Annotated in this window: 26 protein-coding genes and 1 pseudogene; 17 read left to right on the top strand and 10 right to left on the bottom strand. The window is 61.9% G+C overall.

Annotated elements, in window-relative coordinates:
• Nucleotides 1-126: 126 nt before the first annotated feature.
• Nucleotides 127-945, top strand: a complete 819-nt coding sequence (locus HTIA_RS08240; RefSeq protein ID WP_008527564.1) for a MinD/ParA family ATP-binding protein — start codon at nt 127-129, stop codon at nt 943-945.
• A gap of 71 nt (nt 946-1016) precedes the next feature.
• Here HTIA_RS08240 and argS read toward each other — a convergent pair whose 3' ends face one another.
• A complete protein-coding gene (gene argS / locus HTIA_RS08235) occupies nt 1017-2768 on the bottom strand; it encodes an arginine--tRNA ligase (RefSeq protein ID WP_008527565.1) in 1752 nt (583 codons plus the stop codon).
• 180 nt (nt 2769-2948) lie between these two features.
• On the opposite strand from argS, the gene HTIA_RS08230 reads away from it, so the two are divergent.
• From HTIA_RS08230 to HTIA_RS08190, 9 genes are all read left to right on the top strand, one after another.
• Nucleotides 2949-3983, top strand: a complete 1035-nt coding sequence (locus HTIA_RS08230) for an NAD(P)-dependent alcohol dehydrogenase (RefSeq protein ID WP_008527566.1) — start codon at nt 2949-2951, stop codon at nt 3981-3983.
• Between the two features lie 131 nt (nt 3984-4114).
• Entirely contained in the window at nt 4115-4345 is a 231-nt protein-coding gene (locus HTIA_RS08225; RefSeq protein WP_008527567.1) for a DUF433 domain-containing protein, read from the top strand.
• A gap of 173 nt (nt 4346-4518) precedes the next feature.
• A complete protein-coding gene (locus HTIA_RS08220; RefSeq protein WP_008527568.1) occupies nt 4519-4890 on the top strand; it encodes a MarR family transcriptional regulator in 372 nt (123 codons plus the stop codon).
• On the top strand, nt 4887-5240 hold the full coding sequence (locus HTIA_RS08215; protein ID WP_008527569.1) for a type II toxin-antitoxin system PemK/MazF family toxin: 354 nt from the start codon (nt 4887-4889) through the stop codon (nt 5238-5240). Before HTIA_RS08220 ends, HTIA_RS08215 begins: the two co-directional genes overlap by 4 nt.
• Nucleotides 5241-5318: 78 nt before the next feature.
• Nucleotides 5319-6308: a 4-demethylwyosine synthase TYW1 gene (gene twy1, locus HTIA_RS08210; protein WP_008527570.1), complete on the top strand. Its 990-nt coding sequence runs from the start codon at nt 5319-5321 to the stop codon at nt 6306-6308.
• A 66-nt stretch (nt 6309-6374) separates the two neighbouring features.
• On the top strand, nt 6375-7076 hold the full coding sequence (locus HTIA_RS08205) for a DUF120 domain-containing protein (protein WP_008527571.1): 702 nt from the start codon (nt 6375-6377) through the stop codon (nt 7074-7076).
• A 202-nt stretch (nt 7077-7278) separates the two neighbouring features.
• Nucleotides 7279-7614 carry a winged helix-turn-helix domain-containing protein gene (locus HTIA_RS08200; RefSeq protein ID WP_008527572.1) on the top strand — a complete coding sequence of 112 codons (336 nt, stop codon included), beginning with the start codon at nt 7279-7281 and terminating at the stop codon, nt 7612-7614.
• Nucleotides 7615-7623: 9 nt separating this feature from the next.
• A complete protein-coding gene (locus HTIA_RS08195; RefSeq protein ID WP_008527573.1) occupies nt 7624-8073 on the top strand; it encodes a type II toxin-antitoxin system VapC family toxin in 450 nt (149 codons plus the stop codon).
• Between the two features lie 78 nt (nt 8074-8151).
• Entirely contained in the window at nt 8152-9075 is a 924-nt protein-coding gene (locus HTIA_RS08190; protein ID WP_008527574.1) for a branched-chain amino acid transaminase, read from the top strand.
• Nucleotides 9076-9091: 16 nt separating this feature from the next.
• On the opposite strand, the gene HTIA_RS08185 is transcribed toward HTIA_RS08190, so the two are convergent.
• Nucleotides 9092-9718, bottom strand: coding sequence for a DUF502 domain-containing protein (locus tag HTIA_RS08185; protein WP_008527575.1), 627 nt, complete (start codon nt 9716-9718; stop codon nt 9092-9094).
• A 109-nt stretch (nt 9719-9827) separates the two neighbouring features.
• Between HTIA_RS08185 and HTIA_RS08180 the strand changes: the two genes are divergently transcribed.
• Nucleotides 9828-10319: a CBS domain-containing protein gene (locus tag HTIA_RS08180; RefSeq protein ID WP_008527577.1), complete on the top strand. Its 492-nt coding sequence runs from the start codon at nt 9828-9830 to the stop codon at nt 10317-10319.
• A 90-nt stretch (nt 10320-10409) separates the two neighbouring features.
• Complete coding sequence (locus tag HTIA_RS08175) at nt 10410-11321, top strand: DMT family transporter (RefSeq protein WP_008527578.1); 912 nt, start codon at nt 10410-10412, stop codon at nt 11319-11321.
• Nucleotides 11322-11333: 12 nt separating this feature from the next.
• Here the strand turns inward: HTIA_RS08175 and HTIA_RS08170 are convergent, their stop codons facing one another.
• From HTIA_RS08170 to HTIA_RS08140, 7 genes are all read right to left on the bottom strand, one after another.
• Nucleotides 11334-11576, bottom strand: a complete 243-nt coding sequence (locus HTIA_RS08170; protein ID WP_008527580.1) for a hypothetical protein — start codon at nt 11574-11576, stop codon at nt 11334-11336.
• 228 nt (nt 11577-11804) lie between these two features.
• Nucleotides 11805-12284, bottom strand: a complete 480-nt coding sequence (locus HTIA_RS08165) for a metal-dependent transcriptional regulator (protein WP_044950751.1) — start codon at nt 12282-12284, stop codon at nt 11805-11807.
• Between the two features lie 145 nt (nt 12285-12429).
• The gene (locus tag HTIA_RS08160; RefSeq protein ID WP_008527582.1) at nt 12430-13128 is read right to left on the bottom strand and encodes a TMEM165/GDT1 family protein; all 699 of its coding nucleotides are present in this window, start codon (nt 13126-13128) and stop codon (nt 12430-12432) included.
• Nucleotides 13125-13823 carry a metal-dependent transcriptional regulator gene (locus HTIA_RS08155; protein ID WP_008527583.1) on the bottom strand — a complete coding sequence of 233 codons (699 nt, stop codon included), beginning with the start codon at nt 13821-13823 and terminating at the stop codon, nt 13125-13127. Before HTIA_RS08155 ends, HTIA_RS08160 begins: the two co-directional genes overlap by 4 nt.
• Nucleotides 13824-13963: 140 nt before the next feature.
• The gene (gene ribH, locus HTIA_RS08150; protein WP_008527584.1) at nt 13964-14440 is read right to left on the bottom strand and encodes a 6,7-dimethyl-8-ribityllumazine synthase; all 477 of its coding nucleotides are present in this window, start codon (nt 14438-14440) and stop codon (nt 13964-13966) included.
• A 36-nt stretch (nt 14441-14476) separates the two neighbouring features.
• A complete protein-coding gene (locus tag HTIA_RS08145) occupies nt 14477-15715 on the bottom strand; it encodes a bifunctional 3,4-dihydroxy-2-butanone-4-phosphate synthase/GTP cyclohydrolase II (RefSeq protein ID WP_008527585.1) in 1239 nt (412 codons plus the stop codon).
• Nucleotides 15712-16344, bottom strand: coding sequence for a riboflavin synthase (locus tag HTIA_RS08140; protein WP_008527586.1), 633 nt, complete (start codon nt 16342-16344; stop codon nt 15712-15714). Before HTIA_RS08140 ends, HTIA_RS08145 begins: the two co-directional genes overlap by 4 nt.
• A gap of 539 nt (nt 16345-16883) precedes the next feature.
• Here HTIA_RS08140 and HTIA_RS08135 point away from each other — a divergent pair.
• The 5 genes from HTIA_RS08135 to HTIA_RS08110 all read left to right on the top strand — a co-directional run bounded on the left by HTIA_RS08135 (nt 16884) and on the right by HTIA_RS08110 (nt 22993).
• On the top strand, nt 16884-18140 hold the full coding sequence (locus HTIA_RS08135) for a hypothetical protein (RefSeq protein ID WP_008527587.1): 1257 nt from the start codon (nt 16884-16886) through the stop codon (nt 18138-18140).
• Between the two features lie 1312 nt (nt 18141-19452).
• Entirely contained in the window at nt 19453-20052 is a 600-nt protein-coding gene (locus tag HTIA_RS08125) for a HEAT repeat domain-containing protein (RefSeq protein WP_008527591.1), read from the top strand.
• On the top strand, nt 20024-22204 hold the full coding sequence (locus HTIA_RS08120; RefSeq protein ID WP_008527592.1) for a hypothetical protein: 2181 nt from the start codon (nt 20024-20026) through the stop codon (nt 22202-22204). Before HTIA_RS08125 ends, HTIA_RS08120 begins: the two co-directional genes overlap by 29 nt.
• Nucleotides 22188-22661, top strand: coding sequence for a hypothetical protein (locus HTIA_RS16330; RefSeq protein ID WP_158413120.1), 474 nt, complete (start codon nt 22188-22190; stop codon nt 22659-22661). Before HTIA_RS08120 ends, HTIA_RS16330 begins: the two co-directional genes overlap by 17 nt.
• Entirely contained in the window at nt 22658-22993 is a 336-nt protein-coding gene (locus tag HTIA_RS08110; protein WP_008527597.1) for a hypothetical protein, read from the top strand. Before HTIA_RS16330 ends, HTIA_RS08110 begins: the two co-directional genes overlap by 4 nt.
• A gap of 88 nt (nt 22994-23081) precedes the next feature.
• On the opposite strand, the pseudogene HTIA_RS08105 reads toward HTIA_RS08110, so the two are convergent.
• Nucleotides 23082-23909: pseudogene (locus HTIA_RS08105) on the bottom strand (IS5 family transposase).
• Nucleotides 23910-24083: the final 174 nt, after the last annotated feature.

Raw genomic sequence — 24083 nt, 5'->3', positions numbered from 1 at the left:
TGGATATCCGCGTTTCGACCGGCGAGGAGGGGCACTGGTTGGTGTCTGCCCAGACCGCACGTCGATTATCCACCCACCTCGACGCGGGGCTTTATATACTTGCCTCGTGTCTATCGAGACAAGCGAATGACGGGGCACGTTTTCACTGTCGCAGGCGGCAAGGGCGGGGTCGGCAAGACAACGACGGCCGTCAACGTCGGGGTCGTACTCGAGGACGCCGGCTACGACGTCGTCGTGGTCGACGCCGACCTCGGGATGGCGAACCTCGCGGCGATGGTCGACGTCGAGTACGACAGCAGCCTCCACGAGGTGCTCGCCGAGCGCGCCGCTGTCAGCGACACGCTGACCGAAGCACCGGGCGGACTGACGGTCGTTCCCGGCGAACAGAGCTTAGAGGCTTTCGCCGACGCCGATCCCGCGAAACTCCGGAAGGTCATCAAGACGCTGAGCAACGCCTACGACGTCGTCCTGATCGACACCGGCGCGGGGCTGAGTCACGAAGCCACGGTCCCGCTGGGGCTGGCCGACAGCGTCCTGCTGGTCACGACGCCCGACACGGTCGCGGTCGGCGACGCGAACAAGACGGCCGGGCTGGCCGAGCGCGTCGACGGCGACGTCGTCGGGTCGATCCTGACGCGGGCGACCGGCCCGGACGACGTCGAACTCGTCGCCGGCGATCTCGGGGCGGATCTGCTCGCCATCGTCCCCGAGGACTCCGAGGCGACGACCGACGAACCGCTGGTGCTCAACTCGCCCGACAGCCCCGCGGCGGAGGCCTACCGCCGACTCGGCGAGATTCTCGAGGACGTACTCATCGGCGAACCCGCCAGATCGATCGACGAACAGGACACCGTCTGGTTCCCCGAAGACGACGAAGAAGACGAAGCGGATGAGGAAGCCGACGACGAAGGGTCCGGCGGCGTCTTCGGTGTTTTCGGCCGCTGAGGCGTGCGTTCAGTCCATACTCTCTTTTCGCGAACCACAGCTTCCATCGACTCCGGTGCCTCGACAGCCGCCTACATCGAATCCGGTGCTTCGACCCCGAGCGCGTCGAGCGCGTTGGCGACCGTCGTCCGTGCCGCGGCCACCAGCGCCAGCCGAGCGCGTCGAGTCTCCGGGTCGGCGTCGAGCACAGGACACTCCCGGTAGAAGGCGTTGAACGCTTCCGCGAGATCGCGGGTGTACGTCGCGACGACGTGGGGGCGTAGTTCCTCGGCGGCCTGCTCGATCACCCCGGGGAACCGGGCGATCTCACGGAGCAGATCGCGCTCTTCGTCGGTCGTGAGCGTTTCCGCACTGACCGCCTCGGGCACCTCGTAGCCGGCGTCTTTCCCCTCGTCGATGATCCCACAACACCGCGCGTGGACGTACTGAACGTACGGCGCGGACTGGGCCTCGAAGTCCAGCGCCCGGTCCCACTCGAAGGTGATGCCCTTCGTGGGCTGTTTGGCGACGACGTCGTACCGGACGGCCCCGACCCCGACCTGGTGGGCGATCCGCTCGACGTCCGCGCCGTCGAGGTCGTCACTCCGCTGGCGATCCTCGAGGCGGTCTTCGACCTCCTCGCGGGCGCGGTCGATCGCCTCGTCGAGCAAGTCGTCGAGGTCGACGCCAGTGCCCTCGCGAGTGCTCATGCCGCCCTCTGGCAGGTTGACCCACGAGTAGAAGACCTGCTGGAGCCGGTCGGTGTCGTGGCCGAGCAGCGAAAGCGTCGAGGAGAGCTGATCGGCCTGGAGCTTGTGGTCCTCGCCGAGCACCGTCACGGCCCGATCGAAGTTGTCGAACTTCCACTCGTGGTGGGCCAGGTCCCGGGTGGTGTACAGCGACGTGCCGTCCGACCGGAGGAAGACGAGGTTCTTCTCGAAATCCGGCAGGTCGAGTTGCCAGGCATCCTCCTCGAAGACGGCGGCGTCGAGTTCCTTGAGGCGATCGACGACGTCGTCGGTCGAGCCGTCACGCATGAACCGCGTCTCCTTGACGAACTCGTCGAACTCGGCGGGCAGCCGTTCGAGAGTCTCGGTCATTCCGCCCAGGACGGTGTCGACGACCTCGCTCACGCGCTCGTAGGTTGCCTCGTCGCCCGCCTCCAGGCCCTGGAGGATCGCCCCGATCTCGTCTTCGGCGGCCTCGCGGTCGGCCTCGCTTGCCTCCTCGAAGTAGTCGTTGGCTTCCCGGTAGTACCGGACCATCTCGTACTCCGGAGAATCACGTTCAGGTTCGGAGAGGTCACTTTCGTCGAAGGTCTCGTAGGCCCAGGTGAAGACGGCGATCTGGCGGCCGGCGTCGTTGACGTAGTAGTGGACTTCGACGTCGTTGCCGGCGTATTCCAGCACGCGAGCCAGGGCATCGCCGACGATGGGATTGCGCGCCCGGCCGACGTGGACCGGGCCGGTCGGGTTGGCGCTCGTGTGCTCGACGACCACGGAGTCGCCGGTGGCGTCGAGTGTGCCGTACTCGTCGGCCTGGGCGGCTTCGAGCGTCCCTTCGAAGTACCGATCGCTCGGCAGGAAGTTGACGTAGGCTCCCTGGGTCTGGACGCCACCCACGTACTCGTAGTCGTCCGGGTCGATCTCGCTCGCGATATCCGCAGCGACTTCGGGCGGCGGTGCGCCAGCGTCCCCAGCGAGCCGGTAGGCCACGCTGGAAGCCAGCACCGCCGGGACGTCCTCCGGCGGGCGTTCGATCCCGAGGTCCTCAGCCGGCAAGTCAAGCGCCGCGAGCGCGTCGCCCATCGCCGCGGCGACCGCCGAACGAAATGACAGGTACATACCCTCGCTTTTTTACCGCCGGATATAGGGATGACGGACTCGCCCGGTCGAACTATGGCCACAGGGCCGCTCTTCCGTCGTGAAACGTGGGCCGCCGGCCTGGCTGGGGTCTCTCCCACCGGCCGGGACGGCCACGGCCTGCGGGGGTTTTATACGGGTCGGTGCCGGACTCGATACTTGATGCAGACAGCAGTTCTCACCGAGGATCTGGCCTTCGAGTTCGAGGATCGTGAGCGACCGACGTCCGACAGCGACGAGGTACTCGTCGAGATGACCGACGTCGGCATCTGCAAGTCCGACGTCCACTACTGGGAGCACGGCAAGATCGGCGAGTACGTCGTCGAGGACCCACTCCTCCTTGGACACGAGAGCGCCGGCGTCATCGCCGAGGTTGGCGACGACGTCGAGGATCTCGAAGTCGGCGACCGAGTCGCGCTCGAGCCGGGCATCGTCTGTGGCACCTGCGAACACTGTCGCCGCGGCGAGTACAACCTCTGTCCCAACGTCGACTTCATGGCCACGCCGCCCTTTGACGGCGCGTTCGCGGAGTACGTCGCCTGGCCGGCCGACCTCGCACACCCCCTCCCCGACAACGTCTCCCAGGTCGAGGGCGCGCTGTGTGAACCCTTCGCGGTCGGCCTCCACGCGACCCGACGCGGCGGCGTCGGCCACGGCGACACCGTCGCGATCCTGGGCGGCGGGACCGTCGGCTCGGTCACGATGGAGGCCGCCAAGGCGGCGGGCGCGACGGATATCATCGTCGGCGACATCGTCGACAGCAAACTCGAACGCGCCGAAGCACACGGCGCGGACGCGACGGTCAACGTCCGCGAGGGTGACTTCGCCGCCACTGTCGAGGACTATACCGACGGTCGCGGGGCCGACGTAGTCTTCGAGGCGACCGACTCAGAACCCGACGTCGAGGCGTTGATCGACGCGGCCCGCCGCGGCGGGACGGTCGTCATGATCGGCCTCGCCGACGAGGCGACCGTCGAGGTCGACGCCTTAGAGATCATCACCAACGAACTCGACGTGCTTGGCTCGTTCCGGGATGCCAACCGCTACGGCCCGGCGATCGACCTGCTGGCCGAGGGCGCGGCCGAGATCGAGTGGATCGCCGACTTTACCGAACCGCTGGGGAACGTCCAGGAAGCCTTCGAGCGCGCCCGCGATGACGATGACGCGATCAAGGGCATGATCTCGATCGGCGAGTAGGGTCGTTCCGTTGACGCGCGCGGACGGGTCTGCTGGCTAGTGACACGCTCGACACCTAGAACAGCGTGCTTTTGTGGAGACTGGCTCCATGCAACCGCAAGTTGAAGTTACAGAGCGTACAATCAGCATGTATGGGAATCGTTCGAGACTCCGACCACAGTGATGGCACGCCGACGGTCGAAGGGACGGGGATCCGCGTGAAGGACATCGCCTCGGCGTACGAACACAGCGGCTACGATCCCGACGAGATCACGCAACTGTACCCCGATCTCACGCTCGCGGACGTTCATCGGGCGCTGGCATATTATTACGACCACATCGAGGACTTCCGATCGCCGTCCTCGGAGCCGACCCCGGCATGACCCGATCGGTGTACTGTGACGAGAGCAGTTGAAACCCGCATTTCCTATACGATTTGACTTGAACCGTCCCATGGTAGGAGGGACCTATATAGAGTTCCCCATCATCTCTAACGACATTTTCATGGATTTCACTCCTAACACTCTTTACAATCGACGACGTATTTTCCATCATCATGTCCATCGATCGGGAAACCTTCGAGAACACACGCGAGGAGGAACTCGAGGGGCTCTCCGCCCCCGATCAAGTCCTGGGATTCCTCGCTGCGCACGAGGACCGCGCGTTCGAGGCCCAGGAAATCGCCTCTCAAACCGGGCTCGAGAAGAGTGTTGTCAGTACCGCGCTGTCGCGGTTGAAGGACCGCGATCTCGTCGAACACAAGGCGACCTACTGGGCGGTGACCGACGATGCCGATCGACTCGACGGGTACAGTGGCTACGAGCGAGCGACTGCCCTGTTCAACGACCAGCTCGGTACAGAAGCGAAGGATTCGTGGCGCGAGCACGCTCCCAGCGAATCCCATCCGAGCACGGAGAGCGAGCAGTGACCGACGAGGGTGACGCCCCGATCTTCGAGCGGGGTGACGTCGTCTTCGGTGACGATCCGTTCAAGCGCGACGAAGCCGCTCGCCCGTGGCTCGTCCTCTCTAATCACGAGGGGCGGCCGTTTCACGGCGAGCAGTACATCGCGGTGACGCTAACCACGAAGTCCTGGCTGGACGGACTCATCGAGATTCCTGCAGATAGTTGGCTTCGTGGTGGGACACCGGAGACGAGTCGGATCGTCCCGTGGGGCGTCCAATCGATTGACAGTGAGGACATCGACTTCTGGCAGGGCCGTCTGGAGAGCGGGATCGTCGACGAAGCAGTCACGGCGCTCGTCGACGAACTCCGGTAAGGCACTCGAAAGGAGGACCACGTCCCCGGAATGTGGCTTTCCGTACGCTTTTGCGCCTCGATAGACTACCGAACCGCAATGACTGAAGACACTCGCCAGGTCACCGACCCCGACTACCACAGCGAGGGCCACACCGCGGCCCAGACCTGCGGGTGGACCGACAACGCACTCCAGGGCGAGGGCCGGTGCTACAAGTACGCCTTTTACGGTATTCGCTCGCACCGCTGCATCCAGATGACGCCCGTCGTCCGGTGCAACGAGCGCTGCGTCTTCTGCTGGCGCGATCACGCCGGCCACACCTACGAACTCGACGACGTCGCGTGGGACGACCCCGAGGCGGTCGTCGACGCCTCGATTTCCCTCCAGCGCAAGCTCCTCTCGGGGTACGGCGGCAACGACGCGGTCCCGCGAGAGCGCTTCGAGGAGGCGATGGAACCCCGCCACGTCGCCATCAGCCTCGACGGCGAGCCGACGCTGTACCCCCACCTGCCCGAACTCATCGAGGCCTTTCACGACCGCGAGATTACGACCTTCCTCGTCTCGAACGGCACCGATCCCGAGATGCTGGCGAAGTGCGATCCCACGCAGCTGTACGTCTCCGTCGACGCCGCCGACCGCCGGACGTTCGACGACGTGGTCAAGGCGGTCGACGACGGCGCCTGGGAGCGATTGATCGATACGCTCGACGTCCTCGCGGAGAAGGACGAGACCCGGACGGTCCTCCGGACGACGCTGATCGACGGCGACAACATGGCCCGGCCGGCGTGGTACGCCGCGATGGCCGATCGCGCGGACGTCGACTTCTACGAGTTGAAGGCCTACATGCACGTCGGCCACTCCCGGGGTCGGCTGGATCGGTCGGCGATGCCCGATCACGACGACGTCCTGTCCTTCACCGAGGCCGTCGGCGAGTTCCTGCCCGACCACGACGTCATCAAGGAATCGGCCGATTCCCGCGTCGCGATGCTCGCCCGGGAGGAAGACACCTGGGTCGAGAAACTCGCGCCCGAGAGTGACTTCTGGGAACAGGGGACGACGGCCGGATGGACGCCGAAGGGCGGTCGGTGACCTGACGACCGTCCCGCCGGACCGCTCCCGGTGTGTTTATCCGTCATCCCGTCCAATCCGGCGGCGATGGCAGACCTCCCGGACGACTCGATCGGGTACGCCGAACTCGCGACGCTGAAACTCCTGGCGCTGGCCGGCGCGGTCGACGGCGACGCCAAGATCACCGGCTCCGGCCTCGCGTCGAAACTCGAGGCCTCCACCCAGACTGCCTCGCGCCGCCTCCAGCGCCTGGAGGACGCCGATCTCGTCGCCCGGGAGATCGTCAGCGACGGCCAGTGGGTCCGGGTCACCGACGACGGCGAACGCCTCCTCCAGGAGGAGTACGCCGAGTACCAGCGGATCTTCGAGCACGGCATCGGCGTCACCCTGTCGGGGGCGGTCCAGAGCGGCATGGGCGAGGGTCGCCATTACGTCTCGCTGTCGGGCTATCATAGACAGTTCGTCGACAAACTCGGGTATGAACCCTTCCCCGGCACGTTCAATCTCAGTCTGGACGACCGCAGCGCCCGTGCCCGGGCGCGGATGAATGCCCTCGACCCGATCGTGATCGACGGCTGGGAGAACGGCGACCGGACCTACGGACCAGCCTACTGTTACCCGATCACGCTCGAGAGCGACGCCGCGACCTACGAGAAGGCCCACGTCGTCACGCCCGAGCGGACTCACTACGACGACGTCCAGCTCGAGATCATCGCGCCCGACGAACTCCGGGACGAACTCGACGTCGGAGACGGCGACGTGGTGACGGTTCACGTTCACGAGCGGTGATCGCTTGGACCCACGTTTTGGATTCCCACTCCGTGCTACAACGTTTTACAGCCGTGGGTTCATACTGCCGGCTGTAACAGACTGAAGGAATTCGCCACCTCGGTGTGGCGTATATCTTTACGAACTTACAGCCGGCAGTATCAGTACACCACCGGTTGCTACCGAGCAAAGCGTTAAGTAATTCTTGAACATACAGGAACGTATGAGCCGAAATGACCGAGACGAACAGGGTCGATTCCGGCCCGATCATGCTGATCGTGAGTTCCTCGCGGCAGTGGCCGAACGTGAGCCGGCCGGGACGGCGGAGATCGCCGAGGAAGTTGGCGTAACCCGCCAAAACGCGGATCAACGGCTTCGAAAGCTGGCGGATGACGGGCAGGTCACCAACAAGAAGATCGGGAGTTCTCTGGTCTGGAGTGCCACGGCGGAAGCGATCGACGTACAACACGTCGACCCGGACGACGGGTTCTGGGAAGCAGAGACCTATGCCGGCGAAGAGATGAGCGCCACTGACATCGACGATGTCCTGTACGGATAGCAGTCCAGCATGTCTGCATCACCGCGACCGCTGTTTATCGACACAGCCGCGTTCTTTGCTCGTTTCAACGAGCGTGCGACCGAACACGACCGTGCACGGACCGTCTTTCGCGGGGTCCAAACCGGTGAACTCGCGTACGATCCGTTGTTCACGAGCCGGTATGTACTCTCCGAGCTTGCGACGTTGCTGCTCCGAAAAGTCGGTCACGGCCCGGCCGTGAACGCGCTCGCGACGATCCGCGAGGCCGACTCCTTTAATGTCTTGCCGATGGCTGGAAGGTCCTTCGATCGCACGTGTGAACAGTTCGGTCGGTACGACGATCAACAGATTTCCTTCGTCGATCACACCAGTGCCGTCCTCGCGTCCGACCGCGACGTCGAGCACGTCTTCACGTTCGACCGGGACGACTTCCGGACGCTCGGGTTCACGGTGGTCCCCGACGATACTGGCGACGCGTGACAGCCTTCCTGGCCGACAATCGTATCCGACTCACTCGAACCGTGAACACTCTTAACGGAGGCTCCCTTTCGGGGTAGTATGAGCTTCGACGACATGGATGTCGGAACGATCTGGATGGACGGGGAGTTCGTTGACTGGGAGGACGCGCAAGTCCACGTCCTCACCCACGGTCTGCACTACGGGACGGGCGTCTTCGAGGGCGTCCGAAGCTACGACACCGACAACGGCGCGGCGATCTTCCGGTGGGAAGAACACCTCGATCGGCTCTATCAGTCGGCCAAACCCTACGGGATGGAGATCCCCTTCGACCGCGAGGAACTCACCGAGGCGACGCTCGAACTCATCGAGCGCGAGGAGTTGCCCTCGTGTTACATCCGCCCGATCGCCTTCTACGGCTACGACATGCTCGGGCTGAACCCCGGTGACGCCCCCGTCAAGGTCGCGATCGCCGTCTGGCCGTGGGGCGCGTATCTCGGCGAGGAAGCCTTAGAGGAGGGCGTCGACGTCGCGGTCTCCTCCTGGCGGAAGTACGCTTCCAGCCAGATCCCGACCAACGCCAAGACCACGGGACCGTACGTCAACAGCGTGCTGGCGAGCTTAGAGGCCGAGGAGAACGGCTATACCGAGGCCCTGTTGCTCAACAAGGAAGGCCAGGTCGCCGAGGGACCGGGTGAGAACCTCTTTCTCGTCCGGGACGGCGAGATCTACACGCCCGGCCTCGCCGAGTCGAACCTCGACGGGATCACCCGCCGGACGGTGATCGACCTCGCCGAGGAATTGGGCTACACCGTCCACGACGAAGCGACGATCTCGCGTGGCGAACTCTACACTGCCGACGAGTTGTTCTTCTCGGGGACGGCCGCGGAGGTCACGCCGATCCGGAGCGTCGACGACACCGAGATCGGTTCGGGGACGAAAGGGCCGGTCACCGACGAGATCCAGGAAGCGTTCTTCGAGGTCATCGAGTCCGGCGACCGCGAGGAGTGGTTCACGTACGTCTAGACCGGCTTCGCAGGCTTCAGTCACTGTCGCCCGGCTCACCGCTCTCCGCTTCAACCTCGCTGACGACGTCCTCGACGTCGACCGCGACCGATCGCTCGTCACTCTCGCCGAAGCCGGCGCTGAGAATACGGGTCAGGGCGTCCTCGACGCGCTCGTCGATCTCCGTGTGCCGGTCGGGATCGACTTCGACGACGAAGCCCGTCGTGATGTTGGGTGCCGTCGGCAAAAAGAGGACGTCCCGACCGTCTTCAGTAGTTTTGCCGGTCAGAAACGCGGTCATCCGGAGACCATCCCAGACTTCGAGTTTGACGGGGGCTTGAAGTTCGTCGGTGCCCGAGAGCGCAGTTTCGGCAGCCATCTTCGAGGCGTTGTAGACGACGCGCAGCCCCGGCAGCTGGTTCATGAGGTCGTCGATCGCGTCCTCGAGGATCGACCCGACGGCGGTTCGCATCAGATACCCGACAGCGAACACCAGCAGGACGAAGACGACGATCGTCAACCCGACTCGCAGCGGTGCGGGTTCGATCGGCACTGGAATCCCCTCCAGGCGGTTGTACAGCCACAGCAGGACCATCACGGTGACGAGCAACGGCGTGATGACGATCAGTCCGCTGGCGAAGTCGCGCTTCCACGTCGAGGCCATTGTGTGATTTCTGTCACGGCACCGTAATGAGGCTTCCTGTTGGCTCCGTCGTCGGACTGGACGCCAACCCACCACAACGACTACGGCAGCCGGGTGCGTCACCTGGGCTATGGTCCGTGCCCGCGATGTGATGACCGAAGACGTCGAGACGGTCGCTCCCGACGACGAGATCAGCGAGGTCCTGACCCGACTCGCCCGCGCCGAGTTCAATGGGTTTCCGGTCGTCGAGGACGGCACCGTCGTCGGCGTCGTCACCGAGGAGGACCTCGTCGACATGTTTCAGCCCTCGAATCGCGTCCTGTGGATTCCGATCGGGTTCCCCCCATTCCTGGAGAGTCGAACCTACGGCTTCGACCTGTCGTGGGACGACCTCGATGTCGGGATCGATATGGTCAAAAGCGCCCGCAAACCGGTCAGCACGGTCATGACCGAGGACGTCGTGACCGTCGACCCCGGCGCTGATCTGGACGAACTCCTCGGCCTGCTGGCCGATACGTCCCGGAACATCAACCGGCTGCCCGTCCTCGAAGACGGCGAACTGGTCGGGATCGTCACCCGTCAGGATCTCCTCACCGCGCTCGACGACGAGCGAAACGAGTAGTACTGTCGAGCGAGCGCGAGACGTGGCGTGGGGGTGTCCCCCCTCGGTAGCGATGAAAAGTCGTAGGTGCTTCAGGGGCCAATCCCGACCGTGCGCTATCGAAACGCCGTCGCCTTTCTGGCTCTGGGCGCGATCTGGGGGAGCGCCTTCGTCGCGATCAAGGCCGGGCTCGCGTCGATTCCGCCGGTCCTGTTCGCCGCCCTCCGGTACGATATCGCGGGTGTGCTCGTCCTTGGATACGCCGCTATCGTCACCGATCCGCTGCCCGAGAGTCGGCGTGACCTGGCAGCGATCGCGGTCGGTGCGACGCTGTTGATCGCGGGGTATCACGCGCTGCTGTTCGTCGGCGAACTCGAGACGACGAGCGCGACTGCGGCGGTCGTCGTCAGCCTCTCGCCGGTGCTGACTGCCGGGTTCGCCCGGATCGCCCTCCCCGAGGAACGCCTCTCGACGCTCGGCGTGCTCGGCCTCGGGCTGGGATTCGCCGGCGTCGTCGTCATCGCCCGTCCTGAACCTGGCAGACTCCTCTCGAGTGACGTCCTCGGGCCGGTTCTCGTCTTCGGCGCGGCCCTCTCGTTTGCGCTGGGGAGCGTCCTCACCCGCTGGCTCGACGCCGACCTCTCGATCGAGGCGATGGAGGGGTGGTCGATGGTCGGCGGGGCTCTCCTCATGCACCTCCTCAGTCTGGTACTCGGTGAGTCCCCGGCCGCGATCGAGTGGACGCCGAGTGCCGTTCTCTCGCTCGGCTATCTCTCGCTGGTCGCGAGTGCGCTGGGCTTTCTGGTCTACTTCGACCTGCTGGACCGACTCGGCCCGGTCGAGATCAACCTCGTCTCCTACGTCGCGCCGGTCTTCGCCGCGCTGACGGGCTTTCTGTTCCTGGGAGAAATCATCGACATCGCGACGGCTGGCGGGTTCGTCGTCATCTTACTCGGGTTCGTCCTGCTGAAACGGGACGCGATCCGCGAGACGGTCGGCGGCCGGCTGGAGGGCGAGACCTGACGGCCGAGACTGTCAATCTTGGCCGTATGTGTGGCCGACGTACAGCGCCAGGACGTTGATCGCGAGCAGGGCGAGGAAGGCGAGCAGCGTCGTCGACTCGCCCAACCCGGACAAGAGGAGGGGAACCTGGAGAAACGGTAACGCGATCGCCGCCCAGAACGCGACGCCCTGGACGGGTCCGAGGAGGTGACGCTTGACGGGCTGTGCGTCGGTCGGCGGCGTGCGGTCGGCGAGTGCGGGGTTGGAGTTTGACATCGGGGACACCGTCGCGTGTCTCACTTATCGAGCGATGTCCCCATATAACCCTGCGAGCCTTCGGATTGTTTCAGGTCGTTTTACCCGATTACGTAGCCATCATTGACATTTCATGGCGGGCTCAGAGGCGGCGAAACGTTTTAGGAATGTCTCTCGGTCCGTTATCCGATATTGGCGAGAATAATATATGGAGGTCCGTTACGTCCCGATCACGACGGCCGGGACGACTCACGCCGACCCGATCGTGAGTTGGGCGCACTCCTCGGGGTCGGTCGCCTGGCACGTCCGGTCACAGGGGTGGTCGATCATCTCGGCGAGTCGAGTGACGCCGGCGTCGGGGAACTCGAACCCGATGCGGTAGGCACTCTCGATGCCCACGTCGAGGTCGAGTTCGCCCTCGAAGAACTGTTCGGTGACGCAGCGTCGCCACAGCAGGTGCCGGGCGAGCGCTTCACCCCTGTCCGTGAGCGTTGCCCCCTTGTAGTGTTCGTGCTCGACGAGGTCGCCCTCGCCGAACTTCTCGACCATCTCGGTGACACTCGCGCGGCTGACGTCAAGACAGTCCGCGAGATCGCCCGTCGCGACCTGGTCGCGTTCCGCGAGCGAACACCGCAACAGGCCACAAAGGTACTTTCCGCCCGTGCGTGTAATCGACGCCGAGAGCTCTTCGAGCGATACGTCCGCCGGTTCCATTCGGGATCGAGTCATGTGTATACGCTCACTCTCGCCCGCTCGACCGGGTTCCCGGCCCGCTGAGCAGTTATGTAGAACATACGAAATGCGGAGGCATAACGCTTCTGGGAAACGCCAGCGGTCGGGAACACGGCCACTGAACAGTAGCACTTCGGCGCTGTCAGATCGCCGCAAGCAGGAGCTCGCTGGCCCCACCGACGAGCTGTTCCCAGACGGAGACGCCCGCGACGATCTGGAGGACGTTGTCCGCGGCGAAAAAGCCAAACAGCGCCGCGCCGCCGAAGTGGGCCTTCCGGAGGTTGACCAGGTGGGCGAAGCGGTGGAAGAAGTACGCGTTCAGGAGGCTGATCGGGATGATCGCCAGCATCTCGCCGGCCCAGATCGCCGAGGTCGCACCGTAGTCGGCTGCCAGCCCGATGGTCACGAGCTGGGTCTTGTCGCCGAACTCGCCGGCGGCCATCATCGTGAAGATCGGGAGCCACCCGCCGAGCAATGCCGGGACCTTGTAGCCGAAAAGCGAAACGTCGAGTTCACCGACCGATTCTGTGACGCCCCCGTCGGTCTCGGCCGTCGACGCGCTCGGTTCCGGGGCCGACCGGATCATCAGAGCGGCAAAGAGCACGAACAGCCCGGCCGTGAACGCGGTCAAATAGATCTCCGGGAGGGCGTTCTTCAGCGCGTTCCCGAAGACAATTTCGAGCGCCGTCCACCCGGCGAAGGCACTCCCGGCTGCAGAGACCACGACCAGCGGATGGTATCGCGTCGAGAGGCCGGCGATGATGAACTGGACTTTCTCGCCCGGCAACACCGCCAGTTGCATCCCGAAGGCAACCACGAGGATTTCCAGGTATTCGCTCACAGTCCGGGCACCTCCTCGGAAACAGATCCGTCCGCTGTCGCCGGGGCTTCGACGTAGACTGACTCGGCGACCGCCGCCGAGAGATGTTCGGTCCCCGCCTCGTGTTCAAGCACGTAGACGTCGACCGGCGTCACCTCGGTCACGGTCACCTCCCGCCCGGGGACGATGCCGCTCTCGGCGAGATACTGGAGTGTCTCCTCGTCGCGATCACGCACGGTCGCGACCACGACCGTCTCGCCGGGTTCACACGCTGCGAGCGGACGGGTGTCGGCGTCTCCCGGCGGTTCGAGGTCGACGCCCGGGATCGGCTCGCCGTGCGGATCCACCGGCGGATGGCCCAGCAAGTCGGCGATACGCTCCTCGAAGGACTCGCTGATGTGATGTTCCAGACAGTCGGCCTCGTCGTGGACCTCCTCCCACTCGTAGCCGAGATGCTCGACGAGGTACGCCTCCAGCAGTCGGTGGTGACGCACTGTCTCCAGTGCAATCGCTCGACCGTGGTCGGTCAATTCGACGCCGCTGTACTTCTCGCGCTCGATCAACGCCTCCTCGGCCAGCTTCTCGAGCATCCGCGTGGCCGTCGGGGGCGTCACGTCGAGGGCGTCGGCGATGGCCGACGTCCCGACCGGCGGCCCCTCCTCGCGTTCGAGCCGGTAGACCGCCTTGAGATAATCCTCCATGACATCCGTCTGCATTGATATCGGATTTAGACGCATCTAACTCTTAAGTCTGCTGGTGCGAAATAGATAGTTTCTGCCCGAGAACTCCGTGGTGGTGAGACTGCCGCTGTGGCTGTCGTCCCTGGCGGTCGCGAGGAAAAGAACGGTCGCAGTGCTCAGAACTCGGAGAGGAGATTCGCCATCTCGATGGCGCTCTCGGCGGCTTCGCTGCCCTTGTTACCTTGCTTGACGCCCGCGCGGTTGATGGCCTGCTCGGTCGTGTCGGTCGTGAGGACGCCGAAGGCGATCGGGACGTCGGTGTCCAGGGTCGCCTTCGCGACGCCCTTGGTCGCTTCGTTCGAGACGTACTCGAAGTGTGGCGTCTCCCCGCGGATGACCGCCCCCAGGGCGATGACGGCGTCGTACTCGCCAGTTTCGGCCATGCGCTTTGCTGCCTGTGGGATCTCGAAGGACCCTGGCACGCGGGCGACGGTGACGTCGTCTTCGCTGGCCCCGTGACGCATCAGCGTGTCGAGTGCGCCATCGAACAGTTTCCCGGTGATGAGGTCGTTGAAGCGGCTGAGGACGATGCCGACGCTCAGTCCACTCGCGTCCAGTTCGCCTTCGAGTTCGGTGATGTCGTAGTCTGTCATGGTTGTGTCGTGGTTTGGATAGTCTTCCGCGCGATCTCAGTCCGACGTGAACACGTCGAGTTGATGATCGAGCTTTTCGGCTTTGGTTTCGAGGTAGGCCTCGTTCTCGGGGTTGGGTTCGATCTGTAAGGAGTCGATCTCGACGTCGAAGTCGAACCGCTCGAGCGCGGCGGCCTTCCGCGGGTTGTTCGTCAGCAGGCGCACGCGGTCCAGCCCGATGTCTCTGAGCATCTGGGCGGCGGCGTCGAAGCGGCGCTCGTCGGGTTCGAACCCGAGTTCGACGTTCGCCTCGACGGTATCGAAGCCCTGTTCCTGTAACTCGTAGGCCTTGAGCTTGTTGAGCAGGCCGATCCCGCGTCCCTCCTGATCGAGGTACAGCAGAACGCCGCCCTCCTCGCTGATGCGCTGCATGGTCTCTTCGAGCTGGAACCCACAATCGCACTTCAGCGAGTGCAGGGCGTCGCCAGTCAGACACTTCGAGTGGATCCGGACGAGCGGCCGGTCGGTCGCGGGATCGACATCCTCGAAGTTGACCAGGGCGACGTGGGTCTCGCCGCGGTAGTCATAGCCGTACATGTCGAAGGTGCCGAACTCGGTCGGCAGGCGAGTGTCGACCTCCCGGGAGACCAGCGTCTCGGTCAGGTGACGATATTCGAGGACGTCCGCAACAGTCACGATCGGCAGGTCGTGTTCGTCTGCAAACTCCATGAGGCGGTCTTCCCGGGCCATCGTGCCGTCGTCGTCGACGACCTCGCAGATCACGCCGCCCGGCCGGTAGCCGGCGATTCTGGCGAGGTCGACCGCCGCCTCGGTGTGGCCCTCCCGGTCGAGGACGCCGTCGGCTCTGGCCTCCAGGGGGAAGATATGCCCCGGTTTGTCGAGGTCACCCGGTTCGGTCGCCGGGTCGACCAGTGCCTGGATCGTCTCGGCGCGGTCGTACGCCGAGATGCCCGTCCCCGTCGAGGCGGCGTCAACCGAGACAGTAAAGCGGGTGGACATCTCTTCGGTGTTCTCCGAAGCGGGAACCATCTGTTCGAGGCCCAGGTCCTCGGTGATCTCGGGGGCGACCGGCGCACAGACCAGCCCGCGGCCGTGTTTGAGCATGAAGTTGACGTGCTCGGGCGTGACCGCTTCGGCGGGCACGTACAGATCGCCCTCGTCTTCGCGACTCTGCTCGTCGACCAGCAGGACCATCTCGCCGTTTTCGATCGCGTCGATCGCCGTCTCGACGTCGTCGAAGCGCGAGCGATCCCGGTCCGATTCGATGACTGTCATTGGTTGAGTTCTTCGAGTTTCTCCATGAGGTCCGTCTCCCCGTCCGCCTCCCCGGCCAACCGCTCGACGTACCGCGCGATCACGTCGACCTCCAGGTTGACCTCGTCGCCGACGCCGGTCTCCGTGAGGATCGTCTCCTCCTCTGTGAAGTCGGTGATCGAGACGCTGAAGGTCCGATCGACGTCGACGACCGTCAGACTGACGCCGTCGACCGCCACCGATCCCTTCTCGGCGAGGTAGGGCAACAATTTCTCCGGCGGCCGGATCGAGTAGATCCGGGCTTTCTCCTCGCGGCGGAGATCGGTCACGACGCCGGTCCCATCGATGTGGCCCGTCACGAGGTGGCCGTCGAGGCCGTCGTTCAACTGCAGCGCCGACTCGAGGTTGACCGGACTCCCTGGGTGGAGCTCCCGAAGGTTGGTCCGCCGATAGGTCTCGGGGGTCACCTCGACGGTGAACGTTTCCGCCGATTCGTCGATTTCGACGACCGTGAGACACGGGCCGTTGACCGCGACGCTGTCGCCGAGTTCCAGGTCGGTCAGTTCCGTCGAGAGGGTCAGGACGAGCGCGTTCGCCCGCCGGTCAATGGCCTCGACGGTCCCGACGTCCTCGATTATGCCCGTGAACATCGCACCCCTCGCGTCGCAGGAATACCGGAGTGCGTCCGGATCGACCGGCCTCCTGTGTCCGGCCGGTTCGACGCCCGGATTGTCGTGTTCGCGTCACCTCGATGCATTCCCATAACAGTTGGCCGCGCACCCGTATAAAATAATTGGAATTGGTCTCAATTGTGTATGGGCTGGGTTAGCGTCCCCGTCTGAACCATGTAGCTGTTTGACGGGCACAGATCCGCGGACGGCCGACAGCGACGACGATAGAGCCGCCGACCGCCCGTGCCAAAGCGACGGACGTCCATGGAAACGAGGGGCCAAAGAAGAAGTTCCTCGGACCGAACAACTTCGGGAAGGGCGCTGCCGGGTTCGCGAACGCCGATATCCCCATCGTTTCGGAAGGAGGAGCCGCAGTCTTCTCGGTCGCCTCCGGGCTTGCTCAGGGCGTCAACGTCTTCAAGAACGACGCCATCACGACGGCGGCCGTCATCGGGAATCCCAGCGAATGGTGACCAGCCGCCCAGAAGACCGCTCAGGGGCTCAACCAGCTCTCGCAAATGGCGACGTCGTCGGAGAAGCGCGAGCGGGCGATGGCCGCCATGGTGAAACACTACGGGGAACGTCGCCAGCAGCTCAACCCCTTTGACGAGGGGAGAAAATACCACGACAGCTTCGCCGTGGGGTACAGCGGCGGCTATGCAGCCTCGTTCCTCGTGCCAGTCGCTGCGGAAGCAAAGGCCGCCCAGGCGGCCGCCAGGATGCCCTACATGGCTGCCTTGCTACGGTCGGTCAACACGATGAAACGCTCCATCAAGGGCGTCACCATCGGCAGCGCGATGTGGACCGGCGGGAAGATCGCCAGACGGATGCCGGACGTCGATTTCAACGTCGGACGGCGAGTTTCGGATGTCGAACTGGATGGCCGCGCCAAGCAGATCGTCGGTCAGACGGCCGACACACTACGGAACACGCCACTCCCGAGACAGCGCCGCATCGCGAAGCTGACGCGGAACACCGGGGATGGCGACGTGATGGAGTGGCTGACCCGGAATGTGGAGGCTCCCGACTCAGAGCGGTATCAGCGGGGCCTTGTCTACCTGCGTCGGACGGGTGCGGAAGGCAAGCAATTGCTGTCGCGACTGACGCAGGATGCACGGTCAGCGTTGCTGAAATTGCGAGACAAAGCCGGGCTTCAACGGCAGTTGACGAAGGCCTGGGTCCGCGGTGATATCGATGCCAGTGACATCGGGAAGGCGACCCGGCGCTACGACGGTCTCGATGCGGAGGGCCGAGCTGCATTCGACGACCTTGTCCAGCACGAGGGTCCCGACGCCGTCTCTGTGAGCGGAAAGCTCGACGAGGACGCTTTCGAGGACGTCCTGAAATCGGACCTCTCGACCGCTCGAAAGGCTGACATCGTCGACAGTCTGTCGGAGGTCGACCAGATGCAGTCGTTCAACACTTCTACGATCGAGTTGGTGAGCAGGCCTTCCGGCTGGCGCGGCACCTGCGCGGGGATCGTTTGGAGACGCTCCTTCGCCGGACCGACCCCGACACGCAGGACATCCTGGCCGACGGGTCGGGCGAATTGGATGTGCAGTTCGACCGTACCGTCGCCGATGCGGTCGCGGACAGTGACGCTGGCAGTGATGTCGTCCAGAAGGCGGTCAACCAGATCGATGAGCTGGAGGACATCTGGGGGACGAGTACGGGCCAATTCGGCAAGCGTCTCGTCGTCGAATCACCCGACAGCGGCAGTCAGTTCCTCGCCACCTTCGACGACGCCCAGATTCACCAACTCAGTACCGAAGTGAGCGATAGCACCGTCAGCCAGTCAGTGGTGCTCGAGTTCGTTGACGGTGTGGAGAATGTCAAGAAACTCCGTTACCAGACAATAGATGCTGAAGGCATCTCGATGTCACAGTTAGCGGAGTTCATCGAATCGTCCGATGGGTATGCCGCCCGACTCGCGAACGATCTCGGTGGTGGGAAACTCGCCGGTGCCATCGAACTCGACCCTGCTGACCGAGACATCCTCACTGAGGTCGCGTACAAGGAATCGCTGGATGGGAAGGACGCCCTCGCGAGTGATAGTCTCACTGCTCGGGATATTCTTGATATGAGTGAAGACACGGATTTGCAGTCGGTTAAGATGATCGCGAAGAGCCAGGGCGGAAAGGTCATCAGGCTTGAATCAGGGCAGGACAGCTTCGATCATATCCTTGACAGACATTTCCGCGGGACTGCAATCAAATCCAGTGGCGAGCAGACGACCTTCTTCCCATCCGGGAAGACAGCTTCTGCCAGAGGAGGTGGTCCCGAAGCGGACCTCCCATCAGAAGTTAGCCAAGATCAAATCGCTCCGCTCCTTCGGGAAGCAATCGAGGAAACATCAACGACCGATGGCAGTTTCACCGTCACGTTCTCCCAACCACGGTCTGGGATCACTAAACTAAATATCGAAACTGGAGGGGATTTGATCGCCTCAGCATATCCCAAAGAAGGACCGGAAGTACGGCGATGGAACTGGGACACTGGTGAATGGGAACAATGGAGTTCACCTGAATGGACACGATGGGAAAAGCCATACAACCAGGCCGGTAATTCGAACCAGCCAAGCATGACTCCGGGTCCTCTGCCTACGAATCCCAGTCAACAGCATAGCCACCTGACAACCCCGTCAGCTAGTCAAGAACTGACTCCATAATCTATGACCAGTCTCGCATCTCTCGCAATCGAATTTGCCGATCCAGAATCGTTCAGTGTCGTTATCGAACCCCGGCAGGACGATAACACGGACCCAATCTCTACGAAGACGACGATTTCTTGGGTTCGGTGGCAGAGATTACCCGGACTGTTTACGAACTGCAGAACGTCTTTGCAGATGAATCGGCCTCTTTAATTCGGTTTCACGACTGGCATCATCGCCTCGTCACTCGCCCGCGAGACGAAGAAACCGTCCACGTAGAAGTCCTGAGATCCAACGAAGAAGTTCTTGAGGAGGCGGTAATGACAAAAGTCGAACTAATACGAGCGTTTATCGGTGGGTTCCAACCCTATTTCGAAAAGGTTTGTGAAGGTTCTCCCACAAATCAAGCAGATGATTGCCGGTGTCTCGCACTGTCTGTGGGCCTCTCTGATCTAGAACATCGTTTACAGCATTATCAGGAAAACGACTCTCTCGATGGCTACCAGCCGACGATCGATCGCGAGCACCTCGAGACGTTCCTGCTGGAGTGTCGCAGTCGGGATCGCCTGCTGGAGTTCGTCGTGGAGACCGGGGAGATCGGTCCATTCGTTCGCCACCTCCTCGAGAATGACGACGACGAGTACGTCGAGACGATCTACCGACAGTTGTTCAATCGCGAATATGACGATATCGCTCGCGAGGGACTCGAAGTCCTTCGGGAACACCCAGACGAGCGCGCGTCCGTCTACATCGTCGGTGTCGCACTGGAATCAGACCCGACCGTTGCAGTCCCAGCCCTGGAGATCCTCTCGCAGGCCGATCCCGAAATCCTCATCGACATCGTCCGCGAGCAGGTAAGAGCAGACGACCCAGTTATCGCTCGGGCCGCAATCGACGCGCTGGCCAGTCTCGACCCCGAGTCGCTGGATCCTAACGAGCGTGACCGGATCGTGTCGCACTTCCAGTACGGACGGGAGGCGACCGAGCACAAAACCATCGAATCCCGTATTGACGAGACGCTCGCGAAGTTCGAGTGATTTCCTACACTGGGATTCAGGAGAACTCGACGACGCGTCGGACCTGCCGGACGTTTTCTCCAGAGTTGCGGCGGAAGTCGGCCCACAGGATTCTGACGGTGACGGACTCCCCGACACACTCGAAAAAGAGGGAATCCCGATCGGATACGCCCACGGCGGGTATCAGACGATCGAGACCGATCCGTACGACGCGGGCACCGACGGTGATGGAATCCCTGACGGGGAAGAAGTCGGCCCTCTCATCTCCGAGAACATCACGGTTTCGACCGTCACTGATGGGGGCCACCCCAATTATGGGTCGACGCAAGAGATCCACGTCGAGTATCGAAAACTCAACAGTGATCCGACGAAAGTCGATAGCGATGGCGACGGGTTGACAGATCCGGAGGAATACAACGGGTGGGAGACGGCAATCGCGTCATCGATTGACCAGGCAGACTCCTACGACGAGGAACGGCAAGACAATCCGCTCACAGCGGATGATGTCCTTGATCACGAGGCAGTCACATCGGATCCACTGCTCGAAGACACCGACGAAGATGATGTCGACGATCTGGCTGAACAGATCAATCGGCTCAATCCCAGAGACCGCGACAGCGATGGTGACAAGCTCTCGGATCATACGGAACTACGTTTGCGAGACCAATCCGACGAGTACGCCCCGGCGATCTACGAGAATACGCCCCCTTCGGTCACCGTGCGGTCAATCTCCGCCGTGAATGGTCGAACTGAATACGATGTTGCACTCCAGGCGAGGGACGCGAGCGGCCTGGGTGCGATCGATCTGATGAAGGGTGGCGAGGTAGAAAAACGGGTTTGGGGACGCGGCGAAACCGAAATCAGCAGAGAGATTTCGTTCTACGTCAATCGCAGCTTTGTCGAAGTGATACAGGTCGGTGCCGGGTATTTCTTCACGAGTTCTGTGGCCGAGGTTAATGCATACGACCAGCTCTGGAACAATCAATCCCAGAAGTTCCACGGGACAGATGGCTTCGGACAGATTGCGAAAGCAGCTGCCGATGCACCGCTCCCGTACGGAGTGGGGAGACAGGAAGCGATTCAGCTGATGGGCTTTGGCTCGGGTGTGAAAACCTCCGGGAAGCAGACTGTCACTGACTTTTACAGTCTCGCGACAAACCTGGAGGGGAGTGCCAAACAGATGGCGGCTGTCGCTGGCTACATCGCCAATAACGCCAGTGTCTTGGCGAAGTTGCCGGGCATGATGGCTAACCAGGTCGCCTCGAACCAACAACGCATAAACCCCTTCGTCGAAGGGAGTGAAGAATCGACGTTCGCAGAATCGTGGTATCTGGGGTACGCGACGGGCATGATCGGGTCTGCCGCCATCGGCGACAAAGGAACGAGTGCTGTCGTCGGTCGACTTTCCTCCTCGAGTACGCGGATCGGCAAAGCGATGCGGGCGCTGGAAGCTGCGAAAACGTCGCTGAAGGCCGGCGTCTCGACGAAGACGATGGCACTTGCCGGTCGGATCAACGGCCGGCTTCCCAACGCGGATCTCGACACTGGCCAGATAGCCAATCGCTTGAGTGAGGTGTCCCAGCCCGTCCGCCTGCAGACGACAGCGCAGTTGCGCGAGATGGATTCGGACACCTTGCGGTGGATCAACGACAACGGGATCGTCTACAAGTCGGCCTCGAAGGCCACCCGCGTCGTGCGGACGACCGGCGAAACGGGCCGCGAAGCCCTCGAATCGCTCGGAAGGGACGGCAGGGCCGCGTTGCTGGAACTTTCCGAGGCGACTGCGACCGTGCGAACGTCGCTTCGTGCCTGGGACCGCGGCGATCTCTCGACGAATGAACTCACGGCGGCCTTGCGACGGACTGACGCGATGGATGCTGCGGAGCGACGCGCCTACGACGATGTTCTCGAAGCGACCGGCGACGACGCGGTCGAAGTGATGGCCAAGAGTGACGGGCCGGCACGGAGAGCGATGACTGACGGCGGGGAGACAATTGACTTCCAAACGGCAGTCGCCCGTGCGGCGGACAGTGACGCGATCGATTCGTTCGAGCAACTGGATCGGGCGGTGCGCCGTCTCGATGAGTTGGATGGAGGATATGAAGACTCATTCCGCCGATTGGCTGTAGATGAGACAGCTGGCGAGTCATGGTACCGTGGCTGGATCTTCTGATATCGATACCAGTGACGTACGAAAGGCCATCGATCGAGTCGAAGAGATTGACGATAATGTACGAATAAATCGATTCAGAGAAGCCAGTAATGTTAACAATAAAGATCGCTACTCAGGCATGGAGAATCCTTATACCGACGATACTATTGTGATGGATGTTAAGGCAAAGAAAGATATGAACTTCGCACGAGTTCATGGCGAAGAAAACCAGGCTCGTGCCTGGATGCTTCGAAACCGGAATGAAATTGAGGGACTTTCTCCTGTTGAAATCAAAGAAAAGTATTCTTTACCGAATGAACCAGCGTACGTGTCAAGTGTTGACGTTCCGGAAGGAACTTCTATTAGAGTTGGAGATACTGCTGCAAATTTTGGCGGAAAACAAGGAGCAACTCAGTACGAACTGCTAGAAAAACTCTCCCCAGAGAGATTCGTAAATGAACAGGATCTCCCGGTATGACCGATATTCAAGTCGAAGGAGCGCAGGTTAAAATCGGTCAGGAGACGCATGAATTCGACGAGAATATTGACGACCATGCCGTCATAAATGATATTGTAGCTGTTATTCTTTCTGTTCCAAACGACGAGGTAAACAATAGAAATATTATCGGATTTGGGACGGATGGCTCACGTCAGTGGAGAGTTGAATCTCTCTATTCTGGTGATGACGATATCCCATACGTATATATCGACACAAAGGACGGCAAACTTATTGCTGATACTTGGACAGGAGTCCGAGTGACGATCGAGCCAAACACAGGGGAAATAATAGACACAAAATTCATGAAATAGCTCCTTCCGACATATATTAAATATTTATTACATGAATTCGAAATATATACTATTTTTGGGCTTGTTTAGAGGGTTAAATTCTCCCGTTTTAGTGGCTGAGCGTTGAACATAGATTGAAAACGGCAGCTTTGAGCACAAGTTCACGGAACTGACCAAACCAAGTTCTGGCTCGGAGCGTTCCGCCAAATCGCTGCTTGACCGCCGCGAAGATCGACTCGACGACGACTCGCTGACCGTAGATTTCGTCGTCGAGCCGCGCATTGTGTGCTCGATCAAGCGACGAAAATTCGCGGTGCTTGATCACCGGCCTCACGTCCTGAGACCGAAGATATTCACGAAATTCGGCTGAATCGTATCCTTTGTCGGCGGTGAGTATTTCGACTTGCTCAGAATTTCGTTCGAGCACCTGCGGTCCGATCTGCGTATCGAGTGGTTGTCTCATCGAACAGTGTATATCTAAAACAAGACTGTTCTCACAGTCCACGAGTGCGGTCGTTTTCACCGTCTTGAACCGGTAATTCGTTCGATTCGCGTAGTGTCGGCTCGCTCCCTGTCGATCACCCGGTTGCGTCGATCGCATGAACTGAGCCAGGTTTGACGAGCTCAGCTGAATGGCAGTGGAGCGCCCGCCAAACCGCCATTTTGAGCTCCTGGTATCGAGCACAAACGGTGGTGAAATCAGGCAGCTCAGCGGGTTCTAAGTTTAGTATTCCGACTACGTCGGCCATCTGAGACAACTCATCGAGTAGGCTCGGTACGAAGAGGATTTGAACTCTCGGAGTGCGTGTATCGCCACAATCACCCAGTCGGCAAATCCACCTTCACCACGTTGAACGGCTGGTTCTGAGCGGTCACCGGTGGCCTTTTTGGCGAGCGACACAACCCTGCTCGTGAAGCGGGAGACGGTTGTTTGCACACTTCTCTTTCCCGCTTTCACTTCCTAGTAAGTTAGACATTTATCCGCTCTTACTATCGTCTAAACATGCCCCTATTTTTGGTTAGATGGTACTGTTGTCGCTTTGAGAATGGTTTGACCTCGACACGGGCCAGATAGCCAACCGCTTGAGCGAGGTGTCCCAGCCCGTCCGCC

The sequence above is a fragment of the Halorhabdus tiamatea SARL4B genome, assembly GCF_000470655.1.
Taxonomy (GTDB): Archaea; Halobacteriota; Halobacteria; order Halobacteriales; family Haloarculaceae; genus Halorhabdus; species Halorhabdus tiamatea.
The sequence above is the reverse complement of the archived record's forward strand: the minus strand, read 5'-3'. Positions and strand labels throughout refer to the sequence as shown.